Raw genomic sequence first — 21,577 nt, 5'->3', positions numbered from 1 at the left:
GTCGCACATACATGACTCAACTCAACAGGGCTTCCTCTGGTGATTCGAAGTGAGCATCACCGGATTCAGACCGGACCCAGCCAGTGATCCAGCCAACGCTGGTCCAAGTGGTGACGCACTCCGTGGCAGGCTGGCAGAGAACCCGGAAATCGTTGGGCCGATGGAATTGCGAGGGGTTCCTGTCTCGGACGCTGAGAGTTGTTACGTCGGTATTCGTCGGTCTGAGGGGAACAACAACGAGTTCCGTTCAGGGACTAAACACGGGCGAGCTAAGGCCAAATTCAGCCGGCTAATGAACGCTGACCGGATGGCTCGGATGGTATTCGATTCACCAGCAGTCGGGATGCAGACACTCGTGTTCGACCCTGACGAGGCTCGGGATACTCTTGCACAGGAAGAAATTGGACCGGTCGAACAGGCACAGATCGTCACGAGAGGAGCTGTACGTGCGATAAGGCGGACTCGGGAGCGGTTGGCCGATACTGGGGAACAGTTCGTTTACTTCGGTGTGCGCGACATGGATACCGACGGTCTGAGCCACTGGCACATCTACTGGTGTGTCGATCAGACTCACGTCGATGGCGACTCACTCGATCTGCTCGCTGGCATCGAGTCGCACGTACGCCATGTGCCCGGAGCGACAGACGCGGATCACCCGGCTACAGAAGCCGTGAAGTGGGATCCGAACCCCACACAGACTGTCGAAGCGCACGGGGCCGATATGTCTCACGGGGGACCTGTACATCCGTCTGGCCGGTACGTGGCGAGTTCACTGCCACACCTCGGTTCGGTGGGCGAGATGGATTCACGTGCGGTGAGACACGGTGCTATCGAGTGGGCGACGACGTCGAAAGCACTTAAAGTGAGAAATCGAGACGATCTACCGGTCGAAATCAAGCGTCTCAGTGAGGGCGGATCGTCCCGATAGAACAGGTATTCTGTGCCCGTACACACACGCACGTTTACCGCCACGCCGGGCGCATGTCGTCGAGGGGTCAACCGACGTTGGCCCTTTGAGAGGTAGACCTGAGAAGAATCAGGGCTATTCGGAAACCCCAAAATAGGATGGAATCGGAAAAAGATCGTACTGCTCGACGACTCTGAGCTTCTTAGCATATCCGTCAAGACGAAGGGGACGGACATCGGCATTTTTCACCACAGGTGCGGGCGCGTACCCGATGATTCGGTAGGTGTTCGCGTTCAGTTCTTGAACAAGAACGTAGTAGTCCGCCTCGATGTTCCGGGTAGCGTCGACCATCAGGCCGGGATTGTTGGCCCTCGGGTCAACTGTTTTCACGTCGATGGTTTTGCTGTCGATCTGGAGATCATATCCGGGGTCGCCATGTTCGTATATCTCGTCATCGAGTTTTTCAGGCACGCCAAAGAATTTCGCCACGGCAAACTCGCCCATGATTCCCCTGATGTGATTCTCGATACTGCCCGGCCCACCTCGTGCTCGCATCGTCCCGAGTTCAGACAGAGGGATTCGTTTCGCGTCCGAGATCTCAACTGTTGGCTGAACCGACTTCGGCATCTCTGAGACCGGAACAAGTGGGTCAGATGTGCTCATGCAGGGGCCTTATTTTCATCCGCAGATTCGTCTGCCAGCTCCTCCTGCAGTTCGAGAACATAATCCCGGAGGGCGACGAGTTGTCCCTTACTCAGGTACGCCGGTGTCCCCTCCTTTGCTTCGAACCCGGCCTGCTCGCCAAGCCAGTTCACGAGTTCTTTGTTCGTCATGTCGTCCGATGAACGGATGGCACAGTCGCTACACTGATCAAGGGCGTCACCTGGATCGCTAAACCGACGATGTTCCTGTTCCCCAAAATCGATTCCGCATTCCGTTTTGCTGTCTTTCGAACTTACGTGGTGGTACTTGATTGGACTATCGTTTGGGATCAGGACGTACTCTCGTTCTTTTGTTTCCTCACCAGTCAGCGACACCTGTTTGCCAGTTTTCTCGTCTTCGTCAGATGTTTCGTCTGGTTCGGACTCAGCTTCATCCAACCAAAGTTCCACCGTCCTGTTACTTGAGTTCAGTCCAAGTTTTTCGCGGTGACCTTTGGGCATACCAACCCCCGCTCGATCCGTGTACGTATCGCGCTCGTACAGTATCCATCGACCATCGGCTTCAGCATAAACTTTGACCGGATCACCTGGTTTGGCCCCGACCGCTTTCAGGTCTTTTTTCTCCAGTCTGATGGATCCGTTCAATCCATCTCCGGCGGTGTTATCGTTTCTCAGTTCGAACTCTCTACAGTGGTGCATATAGGCCGGGTCTGGCTCATCGGCACCTTCTTCGATGTTGCCGTAGCTAATCATGGCTTCAATCACGGAGCCATCGGGCGAATCCTGTTGGACCGGGGTTGCCCGATACTTATCTTGACTCCTTTCACTCGTAGTGTGGGGTTGTCGTGAATTAAAACTACCGGCTCGCCGGAGTAAATCGATGTTCGAATTTGTCTTGTCACGGGAGTCACGCAGGGTAACTCGCAAGCGTGCTCACCACTCCGTGTTTGGGACATACTCGGCCGAGATTTAGAAGCCAGAGACTTTCGAGATCGTCGAAGCATTCTCGCTCTATCTCTCGTTTTCGGTACTATATTCTGTCTATCGTAGTGTTCACTCAACATAGGATTCGACAGCCACACGGTTCGAAACCAAGCGATTTTGCATGCGATTGCAGAGACGAGTCCATAGACAGCACACTGAATCGTTGCTGTTCCGTCGCTTGTTATCCTCCCTGATTCAGTGCCTCACGGGTCTTTTCCTCATCAGGCTGAATGTACCGCATCGTCGTCTCCACCTGTTTGTGTCGCATCTGTTTCCGTGCGTGTTCGGCAGAAGCGTTTGTCCCGACCACGTTAGCCGTACTCCGGCGGATTGAGTACCACGTTCGGTCCCGCTTGGCGATGCCTGCGTGTTCGCACAGATCTTCGAGAAGCCTGTTGAGTGAGCCGGAACCGTAGGGGTTCCCGTACTTAGTCAACCACAGTCTCTCGCTATCGTCGTACTTGGCGCGTGTTGCTCGTTCATCAACCCATTGTGAGAGGATCGTAGCAGTCCGCTGGCGAAGACTACACACCCATCGGTTTGTGTTCTTCTGACTGTGTTGCTCCGGAATGATGATCCGGGCATTGGCAGGGTCGAACCAACTTACCCGAAACTCGGCTACTTCACTCGGCCGAAGACCGGTGTCAAGTGTGGTGTGAATCAGACTTGCGTACTTCCGGGTAGGGACTGACCCGAAGTCGTCAGGAGTGATGTCGTTTTTCGGCTTTTCCAGTCGTTGCGAGAGGTATGCCTTCATCTCGTCCCGCTCGTCCGGGTCCAGCGTGTTGTAGTGCGGGACAGATCGGAAATCGAGTACTGCATCCCGTAGAAGATCTCGCTCCCGATCTGTGAAGTGGGGTTGATCTTTCTGGTCACTATTACCCCCACCATGTTCTCGCCATGCTTCATCCGGTTCCCATATGTCATCCCCGAACATTTCGGACCGCCATTTGAACAGTGTAATGATGGCATTCTGCTTGTTAGACCGGTCATTCTTTGTCGTATCTTGATCTCTTGAAACGTGCTTGACGTACTCATCTGCGTGGTCGTGTGTGACTTGCGTCGTATATCGTCCTTCAAGATCCCAGACAAACCGGTAAAATAGATCGATACGCGGTGCTCGTCCCTGAGCAGTAGATGACTTGTAGCCGATCTCCTTTTCAGGGTTCTTGCCTTTTTCGAGTAGCCACCGAACCAGTTGTATCGGTGTTGCTTGTAGTCTTCGCGTTGCATCCCGTTCAGTCGCTCACGGGTCGGCTTGGGAAGCAACTGAATCCCTTCCACCTTTTCCGGAGGGTCGTTCGGTGCGTCCATGCTGTTCGTGTCGTCGGTTTGAGTTTGACGAGTCATGGTTCACAGTAGTATCTAACTGTTAATAAATTGATAGTTCCGCATCATAACTCACAGTTAACCCTCTTTGTCGGGTGATTGGTGAACCAGTTTCCTGAATGACATTCAGGACTGGATTGGTACTGTCCAAGCTGTACTTTCGGTTCGGTGGTACCGGTGATTTTCCGGCTACCGTTAGCGTATTAGTTTTCATCGGTCTGTTGTCAGACCGACCGAAACCGCATGAAGAAACGGGTGTAGGATGCGCCGGCCGGGAATTGAACCCGGGCTATTGGCTTGGGAAGCCAATGTCCTACCACTGGACCACCGGCGCGCTCACTTCGTTCGCGCCCCGAGGCTCGCGATTCCTGCGGAATCGCTCACCACCGGCGCACGTGTCTCGGTTTGCATCCCAGAGTCCACGTCGGTCGCACTTCAACGTAGCGCTTCCGGGCGCCGTCGCCGGACTCGCCGCCGGTCGGGAGTGGACGTCCGTTCGAAAATGTCGCCACGATGAGTGGCTATTAGTCCACCCCGACCTACCAACGCGTATGGCAGACGCCGAAACGGTCGTCAGGGCGGACACGCCACTGGACCTGACCTTCTCCGAGGCAGAGCTCGAGGCACACCGCGAGCACGTCACCGCGTTCATCCGGGCCCAGCTCGAGGCAGCGGGCGTCGACCGCGCGGTCATCGGCCTCTCGGGCGGTATCGACAGCACGCTCACCTCCCACCTGGCCGTCGAGGCGCTGGGGGCGGACGCCGTCCACGGCCTCGTGATGCCCAGCGAGGTCAACCGCGCCGAGAACATGAGCGACGCCGAACGCGTCGCCGCCGACTTGCTCGGCATCGAGTACGACGTCGTCGAGATCAACCCGCTCGTCGACGCGTTCCTCGAGGCCTATCCGGACGCCGACGGCGACCAGCTGGCCGTGGGCAACCTCCGGGTGCGCTGTCGTGCGGTGCTCAACTATCTCGTCGCCAACCACGAGGACGCGCTGGTGCTGGGGACCGGTAACCGCAGCGAGGCGCTCGTGGGCTACTACACGAAGTACGGCGACGGCGCCGTCGACTGTCACCCCATCGCGACGCTGTACAAACAGCAGGTCCGCCAGCTCGCCCGGCACGTCGGCGTCCCCGCGGACCTCGCCGCGAAGACCGCCAGCGCCGAGATGTGGGCCGGCCAGACCGACGCCGACGAGATGGGGATGGACTACGACACGCTCGACTCGATCCTCGCGCTCCACGTCGACGGCGGCGTCCCGCAGGCCGCCACGGCCGACCACATCGGCGTCCCGGCGTCCCTCGTCGAGCAGGTCAGGGAGATGTACGAGTCCAGCGCGCACAAGCGCGCGATGCCGCCGGGGCCCGACCCGCTGTACTGAGTTATCGCGTTCGACTCGCAGTAGAAGCCTATCGAACCGGGTTCTCGGGGCCGCGGCCGAGGTACTCCGAGAGGAACGCGTGGACCGTCTCGGCGTCGTAGGCGTCCATGTACAGGCGGTGGCGCCAGGCGGTCAGGACGTAGTCGGCCTCCGGGTCCTCGCTGGGGGTGGGGACGACCACGACGCTGCGCCAGGTCCCGGTGTGTATCGAGGCGTACGTCTCCAGGCTCTCCCGGGACTCGTTGGTCAGCGCCGCGGGGTCGTAGTAGACGACGACCGCACCGTGTTCGAGCGTGTGGACCAGGTCGCCGAGCGGTTGCGCCTCGGTGTAAAAGCCCGCCCCGACCGTGCCGCTGTAGTGGGGACCGGAGAGGGGCGGCATCTGGTCGTACTGGACGTCGGTCCCGCGCTGGACGTGTTCAGTACCCTGGTTCGGGAACGACTCGACGCCCGCGAGCAGGTCGCTATCGCCCCGCTCGTCTAAGGACTGGCCCTCGATGCCGCCAACGGCCGGGCCGTCGCCGCTGGTGGTGAGATACACCGCCAGCACGGCTCCGATGACGACGACGGCGCCGATCGCGAGCAGGGCCAGGGGCGGCCCGCTCCCGTCGTCGCTCGTGTGCTGTGCCACCCGGCGCCGGTCTATCGACCCGAGTCCCCCCTCATGGTCGGCGGCCAGGTGGTCGAGGTAGTCGGCCTCGGCCTCGAAGGACGCCGAGCAGTAGTCGCAGTCGGGCATTTGGGTCCCGTAGGCGGCCAGGGGGTTTCAACGTGCGGGCCCGTGCGGGTCACGGCGCGCCGCCAGACACGAGCTCGACGAAGGTCTCGCGTTCGCGTCGCTCCTGGGTCGCCAGCGGGGCGTCCTCGCGGACCAATGCCTTCACCCGCCGGAGCGCGTCGTGGTCGACGTTCGCGACCTCGTCGGCCACCGTCCGCGGGTCGTCGGTCACCCGCGAAACCAGCCCCATCCGCAGGGCCGCCTCGGCGTCGACGGTGCGCCCGGACAGCGCCAGGTCCAGCGCCTCGCCCTGCCCGACGACGTTCGGGAGGCGCGCCGTCCCGCCCCAGGCCCCGAACAGGCCGAGTTTGACGCCCGTCTCGGCGAACGTCGCGTCGGGTGTCGCCACCCGCAGGTCACAGGCCAGCGCCAGCTCGACGCCGCCCCCGCGGGCCGCCCCGTCGATACCCGCGACGACCGCCCCGTCGTAGGTCGCCAGTGCGCGTGCCACCCGCTGGCCCAGCGCGGCGAACTCGCTCGCCGACTCGGCGTCCAGCGACCGGACGACGTCGAGGTCCGCCCCCGCACAGAACGCCGGGCCCGCCCCGGAAAGGTAGAGCACGGGTGCCGTGGCGTCCGCGACGGCCGACTCCAGGGCCGCCAGCCCCTCGCGTGTGAGCGCGTTGCGCCGCTCGGGCCGGTCGAGCCGTACTTCGCAGACGTCCCCGGCCGCCGTCGTCCGTATCATGCCTCCCCCTGTCCCTGCCGTTTCCAAAGGTCTTTGCCCTTCCCGCCGCTAGGAGGGGCCAATGCAGGAAGTCGCGGCGGTTCGCCGAGCAGCCCTGGCCGCGGTCGAGGACGTCGAGCCCGACCGGTTCCGCGACCGGATCACCGACCGCCTCTCCGATGCCCCGCTCACGCCCGGCGTGTTGACCCTCGTCAGCGCCCGGGCCGCCCGCGACGGGCCGACCGATCTCGACGACGGCATCACCGGCCGCGCCGCCGGCGTCCAGCTCATCTACGAGGGGCTCGACCTCACCCGCCACCTCGCACAGGACGACCCCTGGGCGGGCGGCGACCGCGACGCCGCCAACCTGGAGATCCTCATCGCCGACGTTCTCGTCTCGCGTGGCTTTTACCTGCTCGCCCGCACCGAGGCCGCCGAGGCCGCCGTCGACGTCGTCCGCTCGTTCGGCCACGACCAGACCGTCCGGGAGACCACCGGCGACGAGACCATAGACGAGAACCTCGAGGCCGACATCTGCGAACTGGCCGTCGTCGCCGGCGTCACCGCCGCCGGCGTCCACCCCTCGCCATCCCTGCGCGAGTACGCGGCCCGCCTGGCCGCCGACGGCCTCCCGGAGAACGCCTGGATCCTCGGCGAGGAGGTCGGCGACGCACTCGTCACCCGGGCGAACCGTGACTACCGCCCAGACGGCACCGAGGCCGCCGCCGACCACTGATACCGACCGCCATACCGGACCCGAATCGAAACGCCTAAAGACATTTGCCGGAAAGATTCAGGTGCGCCTGGGTAGCTTAGCGGTAAAGCGCGTCCTTGGTAAGGACGAGACCCCGGATTCAAATTCCGGCCTAGGCTTTCTCCGAGCGACTGACCCGGAGCGACAGCGACGGGTCCGTCGCGAGTGGACCGCCGGACGCGGAATTCGAATCCCTGTCAGTCGCGCGCAGCAACGCGAGCACGTCTGACTCTGGTTCAAATTCCGGCCGAGGCTCTTCTCGGAGACGACCTGCGAGCGGCGCGTCTCGTCGCGCCGCGTCCCGCGTCGACGTGTGTGGCTAACGCGGAATTTGAATCGAGAGAAGACCCAGCGCGGACGGAGTGAGCGACCGTCTTCGCGTAGTTCACACTCCGGCCGAGACTTACCCCGATCTCTCACTGCGAGGCGCATCGTCGCCGAGCGACGGCTGTGTTCGACGAGCGACCCATAGACCCGTAACGCCTCGGCCCGACGTTACACGACATGCACAGCAGCCGGGTCGCCCTCCTCGTCCTCGCCCTGTCACTGCTGGCCACCCCAGCCCTGGCCCACGTCCCCAGTTTCCCGTCGGACAACACCACGCCGGAGAGCGCCGTCGACGTCCCCGACGCGGCCAAATCGTGGTCGTTCTACGACCACCTCGACCCGGGCGAGGCGGCGTACTACCGGTTCTCGCTGTCGCCCGGCGAGCGGCTCCGCGTGAGCACGTTCACCCCAGACCGGGGGGCGTTCACCCCGTCGTTCGTCGTCTTGAGCCCGTCGCTGGACGGCACCGAGGGCGTCCCCTCGCAGGTGACGGTGCCCGACGGCATGGGCGCGCTGGTCGTCGCGGGTGACCGGCCCGCGACGCCGTCCTACGAACCGTTCTCGCCGTCGGCGAACTACCAGACGGCGAACCTGGACCGGCCGGTCGAGTCCGAGACGACCTACCTGGTCGCCGTCTACGAGCCAGCGAACCGGAGCGGGCAGGCCGGCGTCGCCGTCGGCTACCGCGAGGAGTTCTCGCCGGCGGAGTACGCGCGGGTGCCCGTCGACCTCGTCGGCGTCCGCCTCTGGGAAGGCCAGCATCCGGCGTTCGTCGCCGGGCCGTTCCTGGCGACGGTGCTCGCGGGCCTGGCGCTGGGGCAGCGTCGACTGCGTGGCCGGCGGCCCCGGTCGCTCCGCCGGGTCGGCGCCGGCGTCGGGGGACTCCTGTTGCTGGGGAGCGCCGCCGAGACGGTCGGCCAGATGGCGCTCGCGCTCTCGGCGACGGGCCCGACGGCCGGCGCCGTCGTCACCGCCGTCTTCGCCGTCGTTCCGCTGGTCGCCGGCGCGTGGGCGGTGCGGGTCGCCCTCGGCACGGGGCCGACGACGACGCTCGCGCGCGCTGGACTCACCGTCGCCGCCGTGCTGGGCGTCCTGACGTGGGCGGGCTACCTCGTCGGGCCGGCCCTCCTCCTGGCGGCGGCGGTGGCCCCGATGCGGGTCGCCGACCGCCTGCTCACTCGCTGACCGGCCGGCGCTCGAAGGCCGCCCGGACTGCCTCGCTGGGGTCGAGTTCGGCCAGCTCCGCCGCGACGTCGACGCCGGCCAGTTCCTCGGCGCCCGCGGGCGTCTTTTTCGCGATGGCGACGTGATAGAGGTACGACAGGCGGAGCAGCCACAGGGCGTGCTCGTAGTCGTCGGGGGACTCGATGATGTACGTCGTCCACCCCGACTCGGTCAGCAGGTGGTGGACGCCGGTCTGGCCCTCCTCGATGAGCTCGTCGCGCAGTTTCCGCAGGTAGGCGATGTCGAGCATCCCCCAGGCGTGGACGTGGCCGATCTCTCGGGGGCCGACGCGGAACTCCGTCCCGCCGAAGCGGTGCTCGCCGACGGTGACGCCCGGCCAGGTCCCCACGTCGTCGATGAGTCGGTCGACCGTCTCCGCTACTGCCTCGCGTTCGGAGGTCATACTCCCGAGATGCTGTCAACGAGTATAACTGTCCCGGCGGGCCGGCGGTCACTCCCGGTCGGGTTCGTCGGCCAGCGCGGCCTCCCGCAACCGTTCGCACTCCTCGGTCTCGACCGCGAGGTCGGGTACCGGCGTGGGTTTGCCGTCCTCGATGGCGACGAAGGTGGCGTAGGCGCTGGTCGTCGGCTCCGTCTCGCCGGTGTGGGGTGTTCGCGCTCGACCTGGATGCGGACCTTGACGCTCGTGCGCCCGGTCTCGTAGGCGTAGGCGTCGACCAGTGCGTTGTCGCCGATGGGGATGGGGCGCTCGAAGTCCACGCGGGACATCTGGGCGGTGACACACGACTCCCGGGCGGCCCGCATCGCGGCCATCGCGCCGATCTCGTCCATCCACTTCATCACGATGCCCCCGTGGGCGCTCTCGTAGTTGTTGGCGTGGCTGGGCTGGACGCGTTCGCGGTTGACGATGTGCGTGTGTGAGATGCTATGCATGGGTCACGGTTTGCCCGCCCGCGAGATAACCGTGGTGTCCGTACGTCGTGCCGCGAGGCGAGCATCTTTGTCCCGTCGGGCCGTACGGTCGGGCATGGCAACGCGAACCCTCACAGTCACGGGGATGGCCTGCGACGGGTGTGAGGCGGCCGTCGAAGGGGCGCTCGAGGGACTCGACGGCGTCGAATCGGCGACCGCCGACCAGAACGCCGACGAAGTGGTCGTCGAGACGAGCGGTGACCTCGACGAGGCCGCGCTGGCGGCGGCCATCGAGGACGCCGGCTACGAACTCGTCGCTTGAGTACGATCTCGTCGCCCGGCTACGCCACCGCGTCGTGGGCCCGCCGCACGGCCGAACGCAGCACCGCGCGGTCCGGGTGGAAGGCCAGATGCGAGCGACAGCCACAGTCCGAACAGCCAAAGTCGTCGAACGCGACCGGCGTCTCGAGGGCCTCGTCGACGCGCTCGGCCACCGCACACTCGACGTCGGCCGGCGTCGTCACCGCGGTCTCGAGGCGCGTCGCGGCCTCGCCCAGCAGGTAGTCGACGTGCCAGTGGCGAGTGTCGTTCTGGCCGGAGACCACCGCGCGGTGGCGTTCGACACGACTGAAACCGCCGGTGCCGAGCGCGCTCCCGGTGTATGCGTACCACCCGGCGGGGAACCGGTGGTCGCCGAGCGCGCCCACCTCGATGGTCGATTCGCGCGATCGTTCGAGCACGAGGGTGTAGGTGCCCCCGGCCATCAGCGGCCCCCCGTCGAACCCAGTCTCATCGAAGCCGCGCCCGTTTCCATGGCTGAGCACAGACCCCGGTACGGGGTAGGCGTTCTGGATCCCGCCCGGCCGGACGATTCTTGCGTCTGGCTCCCCTACTCCCGGTCGATGCGTCGCCGCCTGGCCGACAGCCCCACCGCGGTCACGCTGTCGGTGCTCGTCGCCGTCTTCGCCTGCCAGCAGGTGCTGGGCCTGTTTGTCCCCCAGCGGGCGCTGCTCGCCCTCTCCCTGCCGCTGCTGGTCCGGCCCTGGACGCTCGTGACGAGCGTCTACGCCCATACTGGCTTCTCGCATTTGCTGGCCAACGCGCTGCTGCTCGCGCTGGTCGGCCTGCTGGTCGAGCGCCAGACCACCAGCGGCCGGTACCACCTCTTTTTCCTCGGGACGGGGATGCTCGCCGGCGTCGCACAGGTCACGGCCGCCGCCGTCCTCGGGCCGGTGGTGCCCGGCCTGGCGGCGAACGTCAGCGTCCTCGGTGCCAGCGGCGCCATCTTCGCGTTCTTTGGCTACGTGCTCGCGTCGAACCGGGTCACCGACATGGTCGTCGCCGGACTGGAGCTCGCCCCGCGGACCCAGTTGGCACTGGCCGGGTTGCTGGCGGTGGCGATCACCCTCGGGACGGCGACGCCCGGCGTCGCCCTCGTCGCGCACTTCACCGGGCTGTTGCTGGGCGTGCTGTCCGGCCGGCGCCACCTGCTCCGGCCTGCATGATGTGTAAACAGGACAACCGGTATTCGCCCGCCGGACGCCGTCACGGTCCGGCGTATCTGCAGTCGAAGGGAGGGGGGCTCAGCGGACGAACCGCGCTTCGTCGAGCCGCCGGGTCACCTCGTCGGCGAGGGTCCGGAGGTTCACCGTGTCCTCTCGGTTGTACGAGACGAGCGTCTCGAGCGAGCCGTCGGCGCCCCGCTCGTGTTCGCGCCAGAGGCGCACGGCGTCCCGCCCGGAGATGTCCGGCCGGTCGCGCTCGATGCCGACGTCCTGTTCGACCTGTTTCAGGCCGCCAGAGAGTCCCAGCTGCTTGCAGGTGTACATCAGGTCCAGGTGGGGCCGCTGGAGGTCGACGTCGAAGTTCGCCTCGAGGAAGGGAACGTCGAAGCGCTTGCCGTTGAACGTCACCAGCAGGTCGGCGTCGGCGAAGGCCGCCCGGAGGTTGCCCGCAGTGAGGTCGTCGCCGGCCACGAGCGTCCGTGTGTCGCCGTCCTGGTGGAGGCTCACCGTCGTCACCTGGTCGCGGTGCTGGTCTAACCCCGTGGTCTCGATGTCGAAAAAGCAGGTCCGGTCGGGGAACGTCTGGTAGAGGCGCCAGCGCTCCCCGCTCGGGAAGGCGCTGTCGAAGAAGCCGACGTCCGCCGACGCGAGGCGGTCCCGCCCCTCGCCGATGAACGACTGGATGCGCTCGCCGCGCTTGCCGCCGACGACGCCCGGTTCGAAGTCGTCCCAGTGGGTGACGCCCTGCTCCCAGATGGACCGCTCGGTCTTCTCGCCGACGCCGTCCACTCCGATGAAGCTGTTCTCGACGCGCACGCTCTCCGGTACCAGCGGGCGCGTATGTAAACTCGTCGGTGGGCCGACTCCGCCGGCGCTACTTCCCGCACATGGGCAGGATCGACGCGTAGACCGACCGGTTCTCGAGGGGCACCACCAGCGTGCTGTCGCAGTGGGGACACGACGCGTGCGGGCGGTCGAAGGTCCGTTCACAGAGCGGGCAGACGTACCGCGTCCGGGGCGGGGTCGCTGTCGTCGACACACCTCGGCTTCGGTCGCCGCGGGCAACTCGTTCCTCGCTACGTGTATTCGCCTCGGGCGGCGCCGCCGCTATCTGTATACCACTGCCGGCACGCCCCGCCCGGTCGAAACGACGAAGCCGCCGGCCCGCCAACGGCGGGCATGACCGACTTCCTCGTCGCCACGTCGTCGGTCCACGTGACCGCGGCGGCGGCCGACTACCTGACAGCCCGTGCCGACCCGGCGACGGACGACGTCGTCGTCGTGGGCGTCCGTGACCCCGACGCCCCACAGCGTGACGCCGGCGACGCCGTCAACGTCGCCCGCTCGCGGCTCGCAGCGCTGGCGCCGACGACCGAGATCCGCGACGGCGATCCCGTGCCCGAGATACGCGCGGCTATCGAGGCCCACGACCCCGACGAGATTCTGCTCGGTGCCCACCGCGGGACCGCCGACAGCGAGGGCGTCGGGTCGACGGCGCGGGCGCTGCTCGTGGCGGCGGACCGGCCGGTCGTGGTCGTGCCGCTGCCGTCCCTCTAGAGCCACCCCCCGTCGGGGAACTCGAGGCCGAGCGAGACGTCCAGCGTCCCCTCGGCCAGGTCGGCCGCCGCCGGCGCGAGGTCGGTCTCCGGATCCAGCGACGTCGGTTGGAGCGGGTCACCTGTTGCGACCGGCAGGTCGTGGTCGGCGTCCGGGACCTCGACCGCGTCATCGGCGTCGGTCCGCGTCGCCACGACGGTATCGGCCGGGGCGCCCAGGTCCCGCAGGCGGCCCTGCTGTCGCGGGAACAGATCCGCGCCCCGACGCGTCGCCGGGACGATTAGCGCCCGCCGCGACGCCGCCGTGACGGCGGCGACGGCCTGGTTGGCCGCCACAGGCGGGACGTCCACCAGGACGTGGTCGGCCCGGTCCGTGAGGTCCGCGACCAGCGACTCGAAGCGCTGTGCGTGCTCCGGTGCCTTCGCGCGGGCCAGGCGCTCGAAGGACGCGTGTGCCGGCACGGCAAGCGTCTCCCCCGGCGTCTCGAACCCCAGGTCGTACAGCGCCTCCTCGACCGGCACCGCTCCGGTCGCGACCGCCGTCACATCGCCGTCGATGCGCCCCGAGACGTACGTCGAGAGCCCCTGTGTGGCGAACGCGGCGTCGACGACGGCAACCGTCCGGCCCGCCCGGGAGAGCGTCGCCGCCAGTTCGACCGCGACCGTCGTGGTGCCTGCACCGCCCGTCGCACCCACGAGTGCGAGTGTGGATACCCCCATGGGCGACGTGGGGACCGGCTTCCGACAAAAAGGTGCGGATTCTTTCGCGATAACCGACCCAGAATTTAGTGGCCCGCGATGGCGTCGGCGATGTCGTCGAGTGCCGCGTCGCTCAGGTCGGGTCGTTCGCTGACCAGCGCGTGGATGGGACGTCCGCCGTCATCCTCGAACCGCGGGACGATGTGGCCGTGGACGTGGGGACCTCCTGGCCCGCTGCCTCGCCGTTGTTGAACGCGACGGTGCTCGCGGATGCGTCGACGGCGTCCTCGACGGCCGGGGTCAGTTCGTGCACCGCAGCGAACACCGCGCTCCCGACGTCCGCGGGCAGGTCGTTCAACCGCTCGTGATGGGCCTTCGGGATGACGAGCGTGTGGCCCGGCGCCAGCGGGTTGGCATCGAGGAACGCCAGTACGTCGTCGTCCTCGTAGACGGTCCGGCTCGGGATGTCGCCAGCGACGATCTGGCAGAAGATGCAATCGTCCATGTGTGGGCGGTGGGGTGGCGCTCTCATCAAGGTTGGCCCCGGAACGTGAGGTGGTGCTTGGTTACGCGACCGCATCTGTATACAGCCAGAAAGCCCCCGCCGTCTCGACTCCCGGGACTCGCTGCGGTCCTCGTCGTTCGCGTCGCTCACTCCTGTGGTCCTTCCGTCGTCCGGGTTCGTCGAGACGGCGGCCTCTGCTCACGGGCACACAGTGCCCGTTCGCACGGCCCGAGGGACCGGAGGTCCCTCGCTGCCTTTCAGTCCCGCCCGTGGCGGCTGGTCGGTGGGCGACGGTCAGGCGGTTTCTGCCACCACGGCAGCGATTTCCTCGACGTATCCCTCGCGGGAAAATCCGAGCCGCGACAGCCAGACCTCCTGGTAACTGGGGTGCAAGAGCGGCACCACGGGGACGCCGAGCGCCTCGCTCCGCCGCGGCTCCAGCACGCCATCGAGGAACCCGTCCAGCGATTCGCCGTCGAGCGCGAGCACGGTTCGGGTGGCGTGTCTCCCGGTCGTGAGGACCGCTCGGGGTGCCACCGTCTCGACTTCCTCGACGAGATACGGCTGGCAGTTCGCCAGTTCCGCGTCGGTCGGGTCGCGGTTGCCCGGCGGATGGCACTTCACCGCGTTCGTTTAGTAGCACTCGTCGGGCCCGAACCCGGCGTCGTCGAGCACGCGGCGAATCTTTCGGCCCGACTGGCGGGAGGTGTAGGCCATCCCGGTCAGGTTGCCGCCGCGCCACCGGTCGGCCTCGGGGTCACCGGCGGCGGGCGCCTCCCCGACCACGACCACCTCGGCGTCGAGCGGGCCGTTCCCCCACGAGATACAGGTCCGGCTCTCCGAAAGTTCCGAACAACGCCGACAGTCGTCGGCGAGTGCGTTACGGTTGTCCCTCGCGGGAAGCTCCATCGAAGGGTCGCCTACTCGTCTGCCAGATGGCCGGGGTGCCACTCGCCGTCGAACTCGCGGTGGGTAAAGGGCAGCGCGTCCTCGCCGGCGTATGAGGCGACGAGCTGGCCGTCTCCCTCCAGGTAGTACTTGTAGGTCGTCAGCCCCTCCAGGCCGACCGGCCCGCGGGCGTGGATCTTGCCCGTCGAGATGCCGACCTCGGCACCGAGGCCGTAGCGGTAGCCGTCGGCGAAGCGCGTCGAGGCGTTGTGGAAGACGCTGGCGGCGTCGATGCCGGTCATGAACGCCTCGGCGTGGTCGGGATTCTCGGTGACGATGGACTCGGTGTGCTTCGAGCCGAAGGTGTTGGCGTGGTCGATGGCCTCGTAGACGTCCGAGACGACCTTGATCGAGAGTTCGAGGTCGCCGTACTCGGTCGCCCAGTCGTCGTCGGTCGCGGGGTCGACGTCGACCACCTCGCGGGTCGCCTCGTCGCCGCGGAGCGTGACGCCAGCGTCCTCGTAGCGCTCGACCATCTCGGGCAGGAACGCGTCGGCGACGGCCTCGTTCACCAGCAGCGTCTCGACGGCGTTACAGACCGCCGGGTACTGGACCTTCGCGTCGAAGGCGACGTCCGCGGCCATCTCGAGGTCGGCTTCGTCGTCGACGTAGACGTGACAGACCCCTTCGGTGTGACCCAGGACGGGGATCTGGGTGTTGTCCTGGATGTAGGAGACAAAGTCCGAGGAGCCCCGTGGCATCACGAGGTCCACCTTGTCGTCCATCTCGAGCAGCGCGTCGACCTCCTCGTGGGCCTCGATGAGCGTCGCCCAGCCGTCGGGGAGGTCTTCGGTGGCCTCGAGGATCGTCTCGTAGAGCACCCGATTCGATTCGCTGGCCTCGCTGCCGCCCTTGAGGATGACGGCGTTGCCCGACTTCAGGGCGAGTGCGGCGATCTGGACCAGCGCGTCGGGCCGGGACTCGAAGATGGTCCCGACGACGCCGATCGGGACCGCGACCTTGTACAGCTCGAGGTCCTCGTCGAGTTCGCGGGCCGCGAGGGTCTTCCCGAGGGGGTCGTCCTGCTCGGCGACGGACTCGACCATCCCGGCGATGGACTCGAGTTTGCCCTCGTCGAGTTTGAGCCGGTCGACCAGCGCCTGGGTGTACTCGCCCTCGGCGAGCAGCTCCTCGGCGGCCGCGACGTCCGCGTCGTTGGCCGCGAGGATGGCCTCGCTGTTCTCGCGGAGGGCGTCGGCGATGGCCGCGAGCGCCGCGTCGCGCTCGTCGGCGTCGACGTTGGCGAGCCGTAGGGCTGCGGACTGTGCGGCCTCGACCTGCTGTTCGGTCGTCTCAGTCATCTGTGTCACCGTTTATCGGGACGAATATTGTGCCCACCGATTCGGCGTCGGCGACCTTCCGGAGCACGTCGGGCTCGGTCGACTCGGCAATGACCGCGGGGATGCCGTGTTCGCTGACGTCCCGCGCTCCGGAGACTTTCGTCTGGATGCCCCCGAACCCGCCCGTCGAGCTCGACGAGACGATGTGCTCTATCTCGTCGTAGTTCTCGCCGACCACCTCGATGCGCTCGGCGTCGGGGTTCTCCTTGGGGTTGTCCGTGTAGACGCCGCCGACGTCGGTCAGGGTCACCAGCAGGTCCACCTCGACGCCGATGGCGATGGAGGCCGAGATCATGTCGTTGTCGCCGATGCGAAGTTCCTCGGTCGCGACGGCGTCGTTCTCGTTGATGATGGGGACGATGCCCCAGTCCAGCAGCGTCTCGATGGTGTTGCGGAAGTTGGTGAACCGCTCGGGGTTGTCGAGGTCGTGTTCGGTGATGAGTATCTGGGCGACCTTGCGGTCGTAGCGGGCGAAACTCTCGGTGTAGCGGTGCATCAGGTGGCTCTGGCCGACCGTCGAGAGCGCCTGTGACTCCTCCAGGGTCCCGCTTTCGTGGCCGACCCGGCCGATGCCGGCCCCGACGGCCCCCGAGGAGACCAGCAGCACCTCCTTGCCCCGGGAGAGCAGGTCCTCGATGTCGTCGACGAGTTTGTCGAGTTTCGCGTCGTCTAAGTTCGAGTCCTCGTCGGTCAGTGAGTTCGTCCCGGCCTTGACGATGACCCGCTGGGCGTCGGCAGCGAGTCGACGCGCGTTCGACACCGTCGCGGCGTCGACGGCGTCAGTCATCGTCGAAGGCGGCCGCCAGCTCCTTCGACCGCCGCTCGGCCGCGGCGACGGCGTCTTTCAGGGCCTGGTCGGCGCCGCTGTCCCAGAGTACCTCCATGCCCTCGATGGTCGTCCCGTTGGGCGAGCAGACCGCGTCGATGAGTTCGTCGGCGGTGCGGTCGTCCTGCACGACGGTCTCGGCGGCGCCCTTGAACGTCTGGGCCGACAGCAGCTGGGCCTCCTCGTGGTCCATGCCGCCCGCGATGGCCGCCTCGGTCATGGCCTTGATGAAGTAGAAGACGAAGGCGGGGCCACTCCCGTTGACGGCGGTCGCGATGTCCATCTGTGCCTCCTCGACCTCGGCGAACTCGCCGACGTCGTCGAGCAGCTCGCGGACCTCGTCGGTCACGTCGCCCGTCGCGGCGGTCGCCATGTCGCGGGTCTCCGCCGCCAGGTTCGGCATGATGCGGACGACGGTGGCGTCGGTTCGCGGCTCGACGAAGTCCGTGGGGACGCCGGCGGCGATGGTGACCAGCGTCTGGTCCGCCGAGAGGTCGAGTCCGTCCAGCACCGCCTCCACGATGTCGGGCTTGACCGCGACGAACACCACGTCGGCCTCGCTCGCCCGCGAGAGGTCGTCGGTCGTCTCCTCGCAGTAGTCCGCGACGGCGGCCAGCGCGTCCGGATCGAGGTCGACGGCGATGACGGAGTGGCCGCCCGCCTTGTCGAGTCCCCTGACCAGGGCGCTGCCCATGTTTCCACAGCCGATGACACACGTACGTACCATGTTCTTACTCACCTTCAGGAGATGCAAAGACTAACTGTGTTTTCATCTCGCGCTCGGCGGCGGCACAAGACCTTTTTTCCGAGACGCCGACACCGACGACTGTATGCCCACCTTCGAGTACCGCGTTCTCGACGTCGACACGGGGCTGTTCGGTTCCAGCACCGTTCCCGAGGAGCAGCTGAACGAGCTGGGCGCCGACGGCTGGGAGGTCGTCGCACCGATAACCGAGAAGAGCGGTCAGACGGCCGCGCTCGTGCTCAAGCGCGAGGCGTAACCGCGCGCGTGATCGGCGTCTCTCGCCCCCGCCTGTCGGACTGCTCCCCGTCGGGATACCCCGAGACTGTCGTCGCCGGCTCTCCCCCGACTACTCGTAGCCGTTCCACTCTCTGAGCGCCTCGACGACGGGCATCTCGAGCCATTCGCCCCCCTCCAGGGCGGGTCGTCGCTCTCGACGTGGCCGTCCTCGGCGTCGTAGTGGACGAGGCCGGCGGCGGCGAGCCGTGGGAGGTCGACGTGGTGGAGCCGTATCTCGACCGCCCGCCACTCCGCCTGCGTGACGGCGTCGACCGGTCGCTCGGCCTCGCTGGCGACGACGTGGCGGGCCAGCGCCGTCCGGTGGATGCCACCGTCGCGCTCGCTCACGACGGCGAGGACCAGTCGACGGCGGTAACTGCCGAGGATGTCCCAGGCGTCACCCGTGGTCGCCCTGGGCGGTGGATGTCGAACAGTCATCGAGTGCACTGAGACGGCCGACCGGCATCAACCAACTACCGGAACTATCCGGCACCGGCTCACTCGCGGAGGCTCGACGGCAGGGAGAAGTACTCGTCGAGGACCTTCCCCGTGGCGACCCGGAGGTGCTGGTGGAGCGTCGAGGAGGCGATGTCGAGCGAGTCGGCAAGCTCCTCGCCCGTGGTCCGCCGGCGCGGCCAGTCGAAGTACCCCGAGCGGTACGCGGCCTCCAGGACGGTCCGCTGTCGCTCGGTCAACCCGTCGCTCCCGTCGGTGACCGACCAGGTCCTCGGCGTGGCTCGTTCTACCTCCCGCTTCGTCAGCAGGGTCACGTCGTGGCCGGCCTGCTTGACCTGGTCGAGGTACGCGCGCACGTCGGTGTCGAGCATGACGTCGACGGTGAACCGCCCGGTGCCGTGTTCGAACGTCGCTCCCCGGATTCGCCCGCCGGCGTCGAGGAGGGCGTCGACGACCGGCGCGTCGGTGACCCGGACTTCGAAGAGCCGCCGGGGCTCATCCGCGAGCGCTCGCACCGCGTCGACGCACTCGGTGTCGGCCGCGACCCCCTCGAACGTGTCGGTGTCGAGGGACCCGACGTCGACGTACAGGAGGTACCGACCGTCCGCGGCCGGGACCACGCTCTTTAAGCTGACCGGCCCGTCGAGGTGGGCGCTCATCGCGACGAGGGGTTCCGTGGCCGAGCGGACCCCGATGTCGAGCTCGAGGAAGACGCTCGCGTGGAGGAGTCGCTTCGTCTCGACGGCGTCGATGGCGGCCCCGAGTATCTGGCCGAGCTCGACGAACACCTCCAGCTCGCGGTCGCTGAACGCCTCGTCGTCCGTCGCGCCCACGGTCAGGACGCCCGAGACGAGGCCGTCGTAGAGAATGGGGATGGCACCGATCGCGCTGATGTCGTGTCCAGTCGTCGCCGCGCGGAGGGCCGCCGAGTGGCGCTCCGGGTCGGAGAGTCCGGTGACGACGGCGGCCTCACCCTCCATCGCGGCGGTGACGATGGCGGACTCGACGGTCTCCTCGCCCGCCGCACACACCGTCTCGAACGCGTCGACGGACAGCCCGGCGATGTGCTCGATGTCGACCGTCCCGTCGACGGCCACGTTGCAGGTGGCGGCGACCGGGTAGCTGTCCGACTCGGCGAAGACTCCACAGACGGCCGCCTCGATGGTCTCGCGGTCCGTCGCCGCGGCGACCACCTGGTTCGTCTCGCGGATGAGCTCGTTGATGCGGTTCAGCCGCTCGAGCTCGTTGCGCTGGGCCTCCAGTTCGCGTTCGGCCGCCTTGCGCTCGGTGATATCCCGCAGCGCCGAGATGTGCTGACCCGGGCGGACGTTCGCCGTCGCGGCGAAGTCGGCCATGCGCGTCTCGCCGTCCGGCTGGACGACCGGGAACTCGCCCTCCAGAGTTCCCTGCTCTAAGAACGCCGCCCAGGCGGCCTCGACGTCGTAGCCCGGGGGTGCGAACTCGGCGACGTTGTGGCCGACCAGCTCGTCCTCGTCGCGGCCGAACAGCTCACAGGCCGCCTCGTTGACCTCGAGGTAGGTCCCGTCGTCGTCGGCCAGAATCAGGGCGTCGAGCGTCCCCTCGAAGACCGCCCGGAACAGCGTCTCGCTTTCCTCCAGTTCCTGCTGGTACTGTTTCTGCTCGCTGATGTCCTCGAACGCCACGACGATACGCTCTACCCGTCCGTCGTCGGCTTTCACCGGCGTCGCGCTGACCGACACCCAGGTCCGCTCGCCCGCGGCGGTCCTGAGCTGCATCTCGGTCCCCATCGTCTGCTCGCCGGTCCGGCGGGCGACGTTGAACGGAAACTCCTCGTCGGGGAACGGCTGCCCGTCCGGTCCCATGGCGTCCCACATCTGTTCTTCGAGTGGCGTGCCGACCAGTTCCTCCCGGTCGATGTCGAGGATCTCCTCGGCGCGCTCGTTGAGTCTGACGAACGTCCCGTCGGGCTTGTGGACGGCGATGCCCACCGGGGTTGACTGCAGGAGCTGTTCGGTCAGGTCCCGTTCGTCTCTGAGCGCCTCCGTCCGTGCTTTCTTCTCGGTGATGTCCTGGACGTACATCGACAGGCCGGTCTCGGAGGGGAACGCGCGGATCTCGTACCAGCCCTCGGTGCGGGGCCACTGCCACTCCAGCGAGACGGGCTCGTTTGTCTCGATTGCCGCCTCGAAGGCCCGCTGGAGCTCGGACCCGGCCGTCGAGGGGAACCGCTCCCAGATGACGTCACCGAGCAGCTCCGACTCGGGGGTCCCGAGCAGCGCCTCGGCGGCGTCGTTGACGTACGTGTAGCGCCACTCGGTGTCCAGCGCGATGACGCCGTCGGTGACCCGCGAGAGCACTCGGTCGAGCGGGACCGACATCGCGTCGGTGCGGCGACAGTGATAGACGGTCCCTCCGTCGCCGTCGGCGAGCGTCGTCGCGGTCACGGCGAGGTCGTACTGGGCGCCGTCGGCGGCGGTGACGGTCACCTCGTGGGGGCCGTCCCGCTGAGTCGATCCCGTCCCGTCGTCGACCATCCCGAGGACCCGCCGGACGATCTCGTCCTCCGCGACCGGTTCCCGGGCGTCGTCGAAGACACGCGTCGCCTCCGGCGAGGTCCAGACGACGTCCCCCCGGCTGTCTGTCACGAGTACGCACGCCGGCGCGTCCGCGCCGCTTCGCACGTCGTCGCTGACCGCCCTGTCGCTATCCACGGTCGGCCCGCCCCCGCCGTGCTATCTCGCCGCTGTTCGTCCCTGGCTGTTCGACCCACATAATATCAATCTAGTAAACATACTCTACTGCTCACACCTAATAACCGTTGCCGCTGTGGGGCCGACGGCCGAGTCACC

Annotated in this window: 23 protein-coding genes, 2 tRNA genes and 3 pseudogenes; 8 read left to right on the top strand and 20 right to left on the bottom strand. The window is 66.8% G+C overall.

Annotated features, from left to right (window positions below):
- Positions 1–1,042: 1,042 nt before the first annotated feature.
- The 5 genes from P1N55_RS11620 to P1N55_RS11600 form a co-directional block, all read right to left on the bottom strand.
- On the bottom strand, positions 1,043–1,570 hold the full coding sequence (locus P1N55_RS11620; protein WP_276275757.1) for a hypothetical protein: 528 nt from the start codon (positions 1,568–1,570) through the stop codon (positions 1,043–1,045).
- Entirely contained in the window at positions 1,567–2,322 is a 756-nt protein-coding gene (locus P1N55_RS11615) for a hypothetical protein (RefSeq protein WP_276275756.1), read from the bottom strand. Before P1N55_RS11615 ends, P1N55_RS11620 begins: the two co-directional genes overlap by 4 nt.
- Before the next feature lie 412 nt (positions 2,323–2,734).
- Positions 2,735–3,310 carry a tyrosine-type recombinase/integrase gene (locus tag P1N55_RS11610; RefSeq protein ID WP_276275755.1) on the bottom strand — a complete coding sequence of 192 codons (576 nt, stop codon included), beginning with the start codon at positions 3,308–3,310 and terminating at the stop codon, positions 2,735–2,737.
- Positions 3,307–3,867 (bottom strand): hypothetical protein, encoded by a 561-nt coding sequence (locus tag P1N55_RS11605; protein WP_276275754.1) that lies wholly within the window; start codon positions 3,865–3,867, stop codon positions 3,307–3,309. The genes P1N55_RS11610 and P1N55_RS11605 overlap by 4 nt, the downstream gene beginning before the upstream one ends.
- Positions 3,868–4,145: 278 nt before the next feature.
- Positions 4,146–4,216, bottom strand: a tRNA-Gly gene (locus P1N55_RS11600).
- Between the two features lie 217 nt (positions 4,217–4,433).
- On the opposite strand from P1N55_RS11600, the gene P1N55_RS11595 reads away from it, so the two are divergent.
- Positions 4,434–5,267 carry an NAD+ synthase gene (locus P1N55_RS11595; RefSeq protein ID WP_276275753.1) on the top strand — a complete coding sequence of 278 codons (834 nt, stop codon included), beginning with the start codon at positions 4,434–4,436 and terminating at the stop codon, positions 5,265–5,267.
- A 28-nt stretch (positions 5,268–5,295) separates the two neighbouring features.
- Here P1N55_RS11595 and P1N55_RS11590 read toward each other — a convergent pair whose 3' ends face one another.
- Both P1N55_RS11590 and P1N55_RS11585 read right to left on the bottom strand, forming a co-directional pair.
- A complete protein-coding gene (locus P1N55_RS11590) occupies positions 5,296–6,006 on the bottom strand; it encodes a DUF3105 domain-containing protein (protein ID WP_276275752.1) in 711 nt (236 codons plus the stop codon).
- Positions 6,007–6,055: 49 nt separating this feature from the next.
- Positions 6,056–6,733 carry an enoyl-CoA hydratase/isomerase family protein gene (locus P1N55_RS11585; RefSeq protein WP_276275751.1) on the bottom strand — a complete coding sequence of 226 codons (678 nt, stop codon included), beginning with the start codon at positions 6,731–6,733 and terminating at the stop codon, positions 6,056–6,058.
- 61 nt (positions 6,734–6,794) lie between these two features.
- On the opposite strand from P1N55_RS11585, the gene P1N55_RS11580 reads away from it, so the two are divergent.
- From P1N55_RS11580 to P1N55_RS11570, 3 genes are all read left to right on the top strand, one after another.
- The gene (locus P1N55_RS11580) at positions 6,795–7,448 is read left to right on the top strand and encodes a DUF7114 family protein (RefSeq protein ID WP_276275750.1); all 654 of its coding nucleotides are present in this window, start codon (positions 6,795–6,797) and stop codon (positions 7,446–7,448) included.
- A gap of 65 nt (positions 7,449–7,513) precedes the next feature.
- Positions 7,514–7,585 (top strand) — tRNA-Thr (locus P1N55_RS11575).
- Positions 7,586–7,970: 385 nt separating this feature from the next.
- Positions 7,971–8,978 carry a hypothetical protein gene (locus P1N55_RS11570; RefSeq protein ID WP_276275749.1) on the top strand — a complete coding sequence of 336 codons (1,008 nt, stop codon included), beginning with the start codon at positions 7,971–7,973 and terminating at the stop codon, positions 8,976–8,978.
- Here P1N55_RS11570 and P1N55_RS11565 read toward each other — a convergent pair.
- Both P1N55_RS11565 and P1N55_RS11560 read right to left on the bottom strand, forming a co-directional pair.
- On the bottom strand, positions 8,968–9,420 hold the full coding sequence (locus tag P1N55_RS11565; RefSeq protein ID WP_276275748.1) for a luciferase domain-containing protein: 453 nt from the start codon (positions 9,418–9,420) through the stop codon (positions 8,968–8,970). The two genes, P1N55_RS11570 and P1N55_RS11565, sit on opposite strands and share 11 nt — an antisense overlap.
- Positions 9,421–9,468: 48 nt before the next feature.
- A pseudogene (locus tag P1N55_RS11560) lies at positions 9,469–9,911 on the bottom strand (acyl-CoA thioesterase).
- 94 nt (positions 9,912–10,005) lie between these two features.
- Between P1N55_RS11560 and P1N55_RS11555 the strand changes: the two are divergent.
- Positions 10,006–10,212 carry a heavy-metal-associated domain-containing protein gene (locus P1N55_RS11555; RefSeq protein WP_276275747.1) on the top strand — a complete coding sequence of 69 codons (207 nt, stop codon included), beginning with the start codon at positions 10,006–10,008 and terminating at the stop codon, positions 10,210–10,212.
- A gap of 19 nt (positions 10,213–10,231) precedes the next feature.
- On the opposite strand, the gene P1N55_RS11550 is transcribed toward P1N55_RS11555, so the two are convergent.
- Positions 10,232–10,654 (bottom strand): GIY-YIG nuclease family protein, encoded by a 423-nt coding sequence (locus P1N55_RS11550; RefSeq protein ID WP_276275746.1) that lies wholly within the window; start codon positions 10,652–10,654, stop codon positions 10,232–10,234.
- A 138-nt stretch (positions 10,655–10,792) separates the two neighbouring features.
- Here P1N55_RS11550 and P1N55_RS11545 point away from each other — a divergent pair, with 138 nt between their 5' ends.
- Positions 10,793–11,395, top strand: coding sequence for a rhomboid family intramembrane serine protease (locus P1N55_RS11545; protein WP_276275745.1), 603 nt, complete (start codon positions 10,793–10,795; stop codon positions 11,393–11,395).
- Positions 11,396–11,473: 78 nt separating this feature from the next.
- Here the strand turns inward: P1N55_RS11545 and P1N55_RS11540 are convergent, their stop codons facing one another.
- Positions 11,474–12,211, bottom strand: a complete 738-nt coding sequence (locus tag P1N55_RS11540; RefSeq protein ID WP_276275744.1) for a ribonuclease H-like domain-containing protein — start codon at positions 12,209–12,211, stop codon at positions 11,474–11,476.
- A 58-nt stretch (positions 12,212–12,269) separates the two neighbouring features.
- Entirely contained in the window at positions 12,270–12,434 is a 165-nt protein-coding gene (locus P1N55_RS11535) for a hypothetical protein (protein ID WP_276275743.1), read from the bottom strand.
- A gap of 140 nt (positions 12,435–12,574) precedes the next feature.
- Between P1N55_RS11535 and P1N55_RS11530 the strand changes: the two genes are divergently transcribed.
- Positions 12,575–12,952 carry a universal stress protein gene (locus P1N55_RS11530; protein WP_276275742.1) on the top strand — a complete coding sequence of 126 codons (378 nt, stop codon included), beginning with the start codon at positions 12,575–12,577 and terminating at the stop codon, positions 12,950–12,952.
- On the opposite strand, the gene P1N55_RS11525 is transcribed toward P1N55_RS11530, so the two are convergent.
- From P1N55_RS11525 to proC, 6 genes and pseudogenes are all read right to left on the bottom strand, one after another.
- Positions 12,949–13,671, bottom strand: a complete 723-nt coding sequence (locus tag P1N55_RS11525; RefSeq protein WP_276275741.1) for a ParA family protein — start codon at positions 13,669–13,671, stop codon at positions 12,949–12,951. The genes P1N55_RS11530 and P1N55_RS11525 overlap by 4 nt on opposite strands.
- A 65-nt stretch (positions 13,672–13,736) precedes the next feature.
- Positions 13,737–14,155: pseudogene (locus tag P1N55_RS11520) on the bottom strand (HIT family protein).
- 294 nt (positions 14,156–14,449) lie between these two features.
- A pseudogene (locus tag P1N55_RS11515) lies at positions 14,450–15,064 on the bottom strand (uracil-DNA glycosylase).
- An 11-nt stretch (positions 15,065–15,075) separates the two neighbouring features.
- Positions 15,076–16,404, bottom strand: a complete 1,329-nt coding sequence (locus tag P1N55_RS11510; RefSeq protein ID WP_276275740.1) for a glutamate-5-semialdehyde dehydrogenase — start codon at positions 16,402–16,404, stop codon at positions 15,076–15,078.
- Positions 16,397–17,230: a glutamate 5-kinase gene (proB, locus tag P1N55_RS11505; protein ID WP_276275739.1), complete on the bottom strand. Its 834-nt coding sequence runs from the start codon at positions 17,228–17,230 to the stop codon at positions 16,397–16,399. Before proB ends, P1N55_RS11510 begins: the two co-directional genes overlap by 8 nt.
- On the bottom strand, positions 17,223–17,996 hold the full coding sequence (proC, locus tag P1N55_RS11500) for a pyrroline-5-carboxylate reductase (protein ID WP_276275738.1): 774 nt from the start codon (positions 17,994–17,996) through the stop codon (positions 17,223–17,225). Before proC ends, proB begins: the two co-directional genes overlap by 8 nt.
- Before the next feature lie 103 nt (positions 17,997–18,099).
- Between proC and P1N55_RS11495 the strand changes: the two genes are divergently transcribed.
- Entirely contained in the window at positions 18,100–18,270 is a 171-nt protein-coding gene (locus P1N55_RS11495; protein ID WP_276275737.1) for a DUF4177 domain-containing protein, read from the top strand.
- Here the strand turns inward: P1N55_RS11495 and P1N55_RS11490 are convergent.
- On the bottom strand, positions 18,234–18,728 hold the full coding sequence (locus P1N55_RS11490) for a DUF7344 domain-containing protein (RefSeq protein ID WP_276275736.1): 495 nt from the start codon (positions 18,726–18,728) through the stop codon (positions 18,234–18,236). The two genes, P1N55_RS11495 and P1N55_RS11490, sit on opposite strands and share 37 nt — an antisense overlap.
- Positions 18,729–18,787: 59 nt before the next feature.
- Positions 18,788–21,439, bottom strand: a complete 2,652-nt coding sequence (locus tag P1N55_RS11485; RefSeq protein ID WP_276275735.1) for a PAS domain S-box protein — start codon at positions 21,437–21,439, stop codon at positions 18,788–18,790.
- Between the last annotated feature and the right edge of the window lie 138 nt (positions 21,440–21,577).

Origin of the sequence: Haloarcula regularis, assembly GCF_029338315.1 — an archaeon.
Lineage (GTDB): Archaea > Halobacteriota > Halobacteria > Halobacteriales > Haloarculaceae > Haloarcula > Haloarcula regularis.
The sequence above is the reverse complement of the archived record's forward strand: the minus strand, read 5'-3'. Positions and strand labels throughout refer to the sequence as shown.

What these genes read in the sequence shown, in the direction of transcription:
- P1N55_RS11620 (WP_276275757.1), bottom strand. Translation starts at nt 1,570, where the DNA reads ATGAGCACATCTGACCCACTTGTTCCGGTCTCAGAGATGCCGAAGTCG.
- P1N55_RS11490 (WP_276275736.1), bottom strand. Translation starts at nt 18,728, where the DNA reads ATGACTGTTCGACATCCACCGCCCAGGGCGACCACGGGTGACGCCTGG.
- P1N55_RS11595 (WP_276275753.1), top strand. Translation starts at nt 4,434, where the DNA reads ATGGCAGACGCCGAAACGGTCGTCAGGGCGGACACGCCACTGGACCTG.
- P1N55_RS11570 (WP_276275749.1), top strand. Translation starts at nt 7,971, where the DNA reads ATGCACAGCAGCCGGGTCGCCCTCCTCGTCCTCGCCCTGTCACTGCTG.
- P1N55_RS11580 (WP_276275750.1), top strand. Translation starts at nt 6,795, where the DNA reads ATGCAGGAAGTCGCGGCGGTTCGCCGAGCAGCCCTGGCCGCGGTCGAG.
- P1N55_RS11550 (WP_276275746.1), bottom strand. Translation starts at nt 10,654, where the DNA reads ATGGCCGGGGGCACCTACACCCTCGTGCTCGAACGATCGCGCGAATCG.
- P1N55_RS11495 (WP_276275737.1), top strand. Translation starts at nt 18,100, where the DNA reads ATGCCCACCTTCGAGTACCGCGTTCTCGACGTCGACACGGGGCTGTTC.
- P1N55_RS11555 (WP_276275747.1), top strand. Translation starts at nt 10,006, where the DNA reads ATGGCAACGCGAACCCTCACAGTCACGGGGATGGCCTGCGACGGGTGT.
- P1N55_RS11545 (WP_276275745.1), top strand. Translation starts at nt 10,793, where the DNA reads ATGCGTCGCCGCCTGGCCGACAGCCCCACCGCGGTCACGCTGTCGGTG.
- P1N55_RS11585 (WP_276275751.1), bottom strand. Translation starts at nt 6,733, where the DNA reads ATGATACGGACGACGGCGGCCGGGGACGTCTGCGAAGTACGGCTCGAC.
- proC (WP_276275738.1), bottom strand. Translation starts at nt 17,996, where the DNA reads ATGGTACGTACGTGTGTCATCGGCTGTGGAAACATGGGCAGCGCCCTG.
- P1N55_RS11615 (WP_276275756.1), bottom strand. Translation starts at nt 2,322, where the DNA reads ATGATTAGCTACGGCAACATCGAAGAAGGTGCCGATGAGCCAGACCCG.
- P1N55_RS11530 (WP_276275742.1), top strand. Translation starts at nt 12,575, where the DNA reads ATGACCGACTTCCTCGTCGCCACGTCGTCGGTCCACGTGACCGCGGCG.
- P1N55_RS11610 (WP_276275755.1), bottom strand. Translation starts at nt 3,310, where the DNA reads ATGAAGGCATACCTCTCGCAACGACTGGAAAAGCCGAAAAACGACATC.
- P1N55_RS11565 (WP_276275748.1), bottom strand. Translation starts at nt 9,420, where the DNA reads ATGACCTCCGAACGCGAGGCAGTAGCGGAGACGGTCGACCGACTCATC.
- P1N55_RS11510 (WP_276275740.1), bottom strand. Translation starts at nt 16,404, where the DNA reads ATGACTGAGACGACCGAACAGCAGGTCGAGGCCGCACAGTCCGCAGCC.
- P1N55_RS11590 (WP_276275752.1), bottom strand. Translation starts at nt 6,006, where the DNA reads ATGCCCGACTGCGACTACTGCTCGGCGTCCTTCGAGGCCGAGGCCGAC.
- proB (WP_276275739.1), bottom strand. Translation starts at nt 17,230, where the DNA reads ATGACTGACGCCGTCGACGCCGCGACGGTGTCGAACGCGCGTCGACTC.
- P1N55_RS11605 (WP_276275754.1), bottom strand. Translation starts at nt 3,867, where the DNA reads ATGGACGCACCGAACGACCCTCCGGAAAAGGTGGAAGGGATTCAGTTG.
- P1N55_RS11525 (WP_276275741.1), bottom strand. Translation starts at nt 13,671, where the DNA reads ATGGGGGTATCCACACTCGCACTCGTGGGTGCGACGGGCGGTGCAGGC.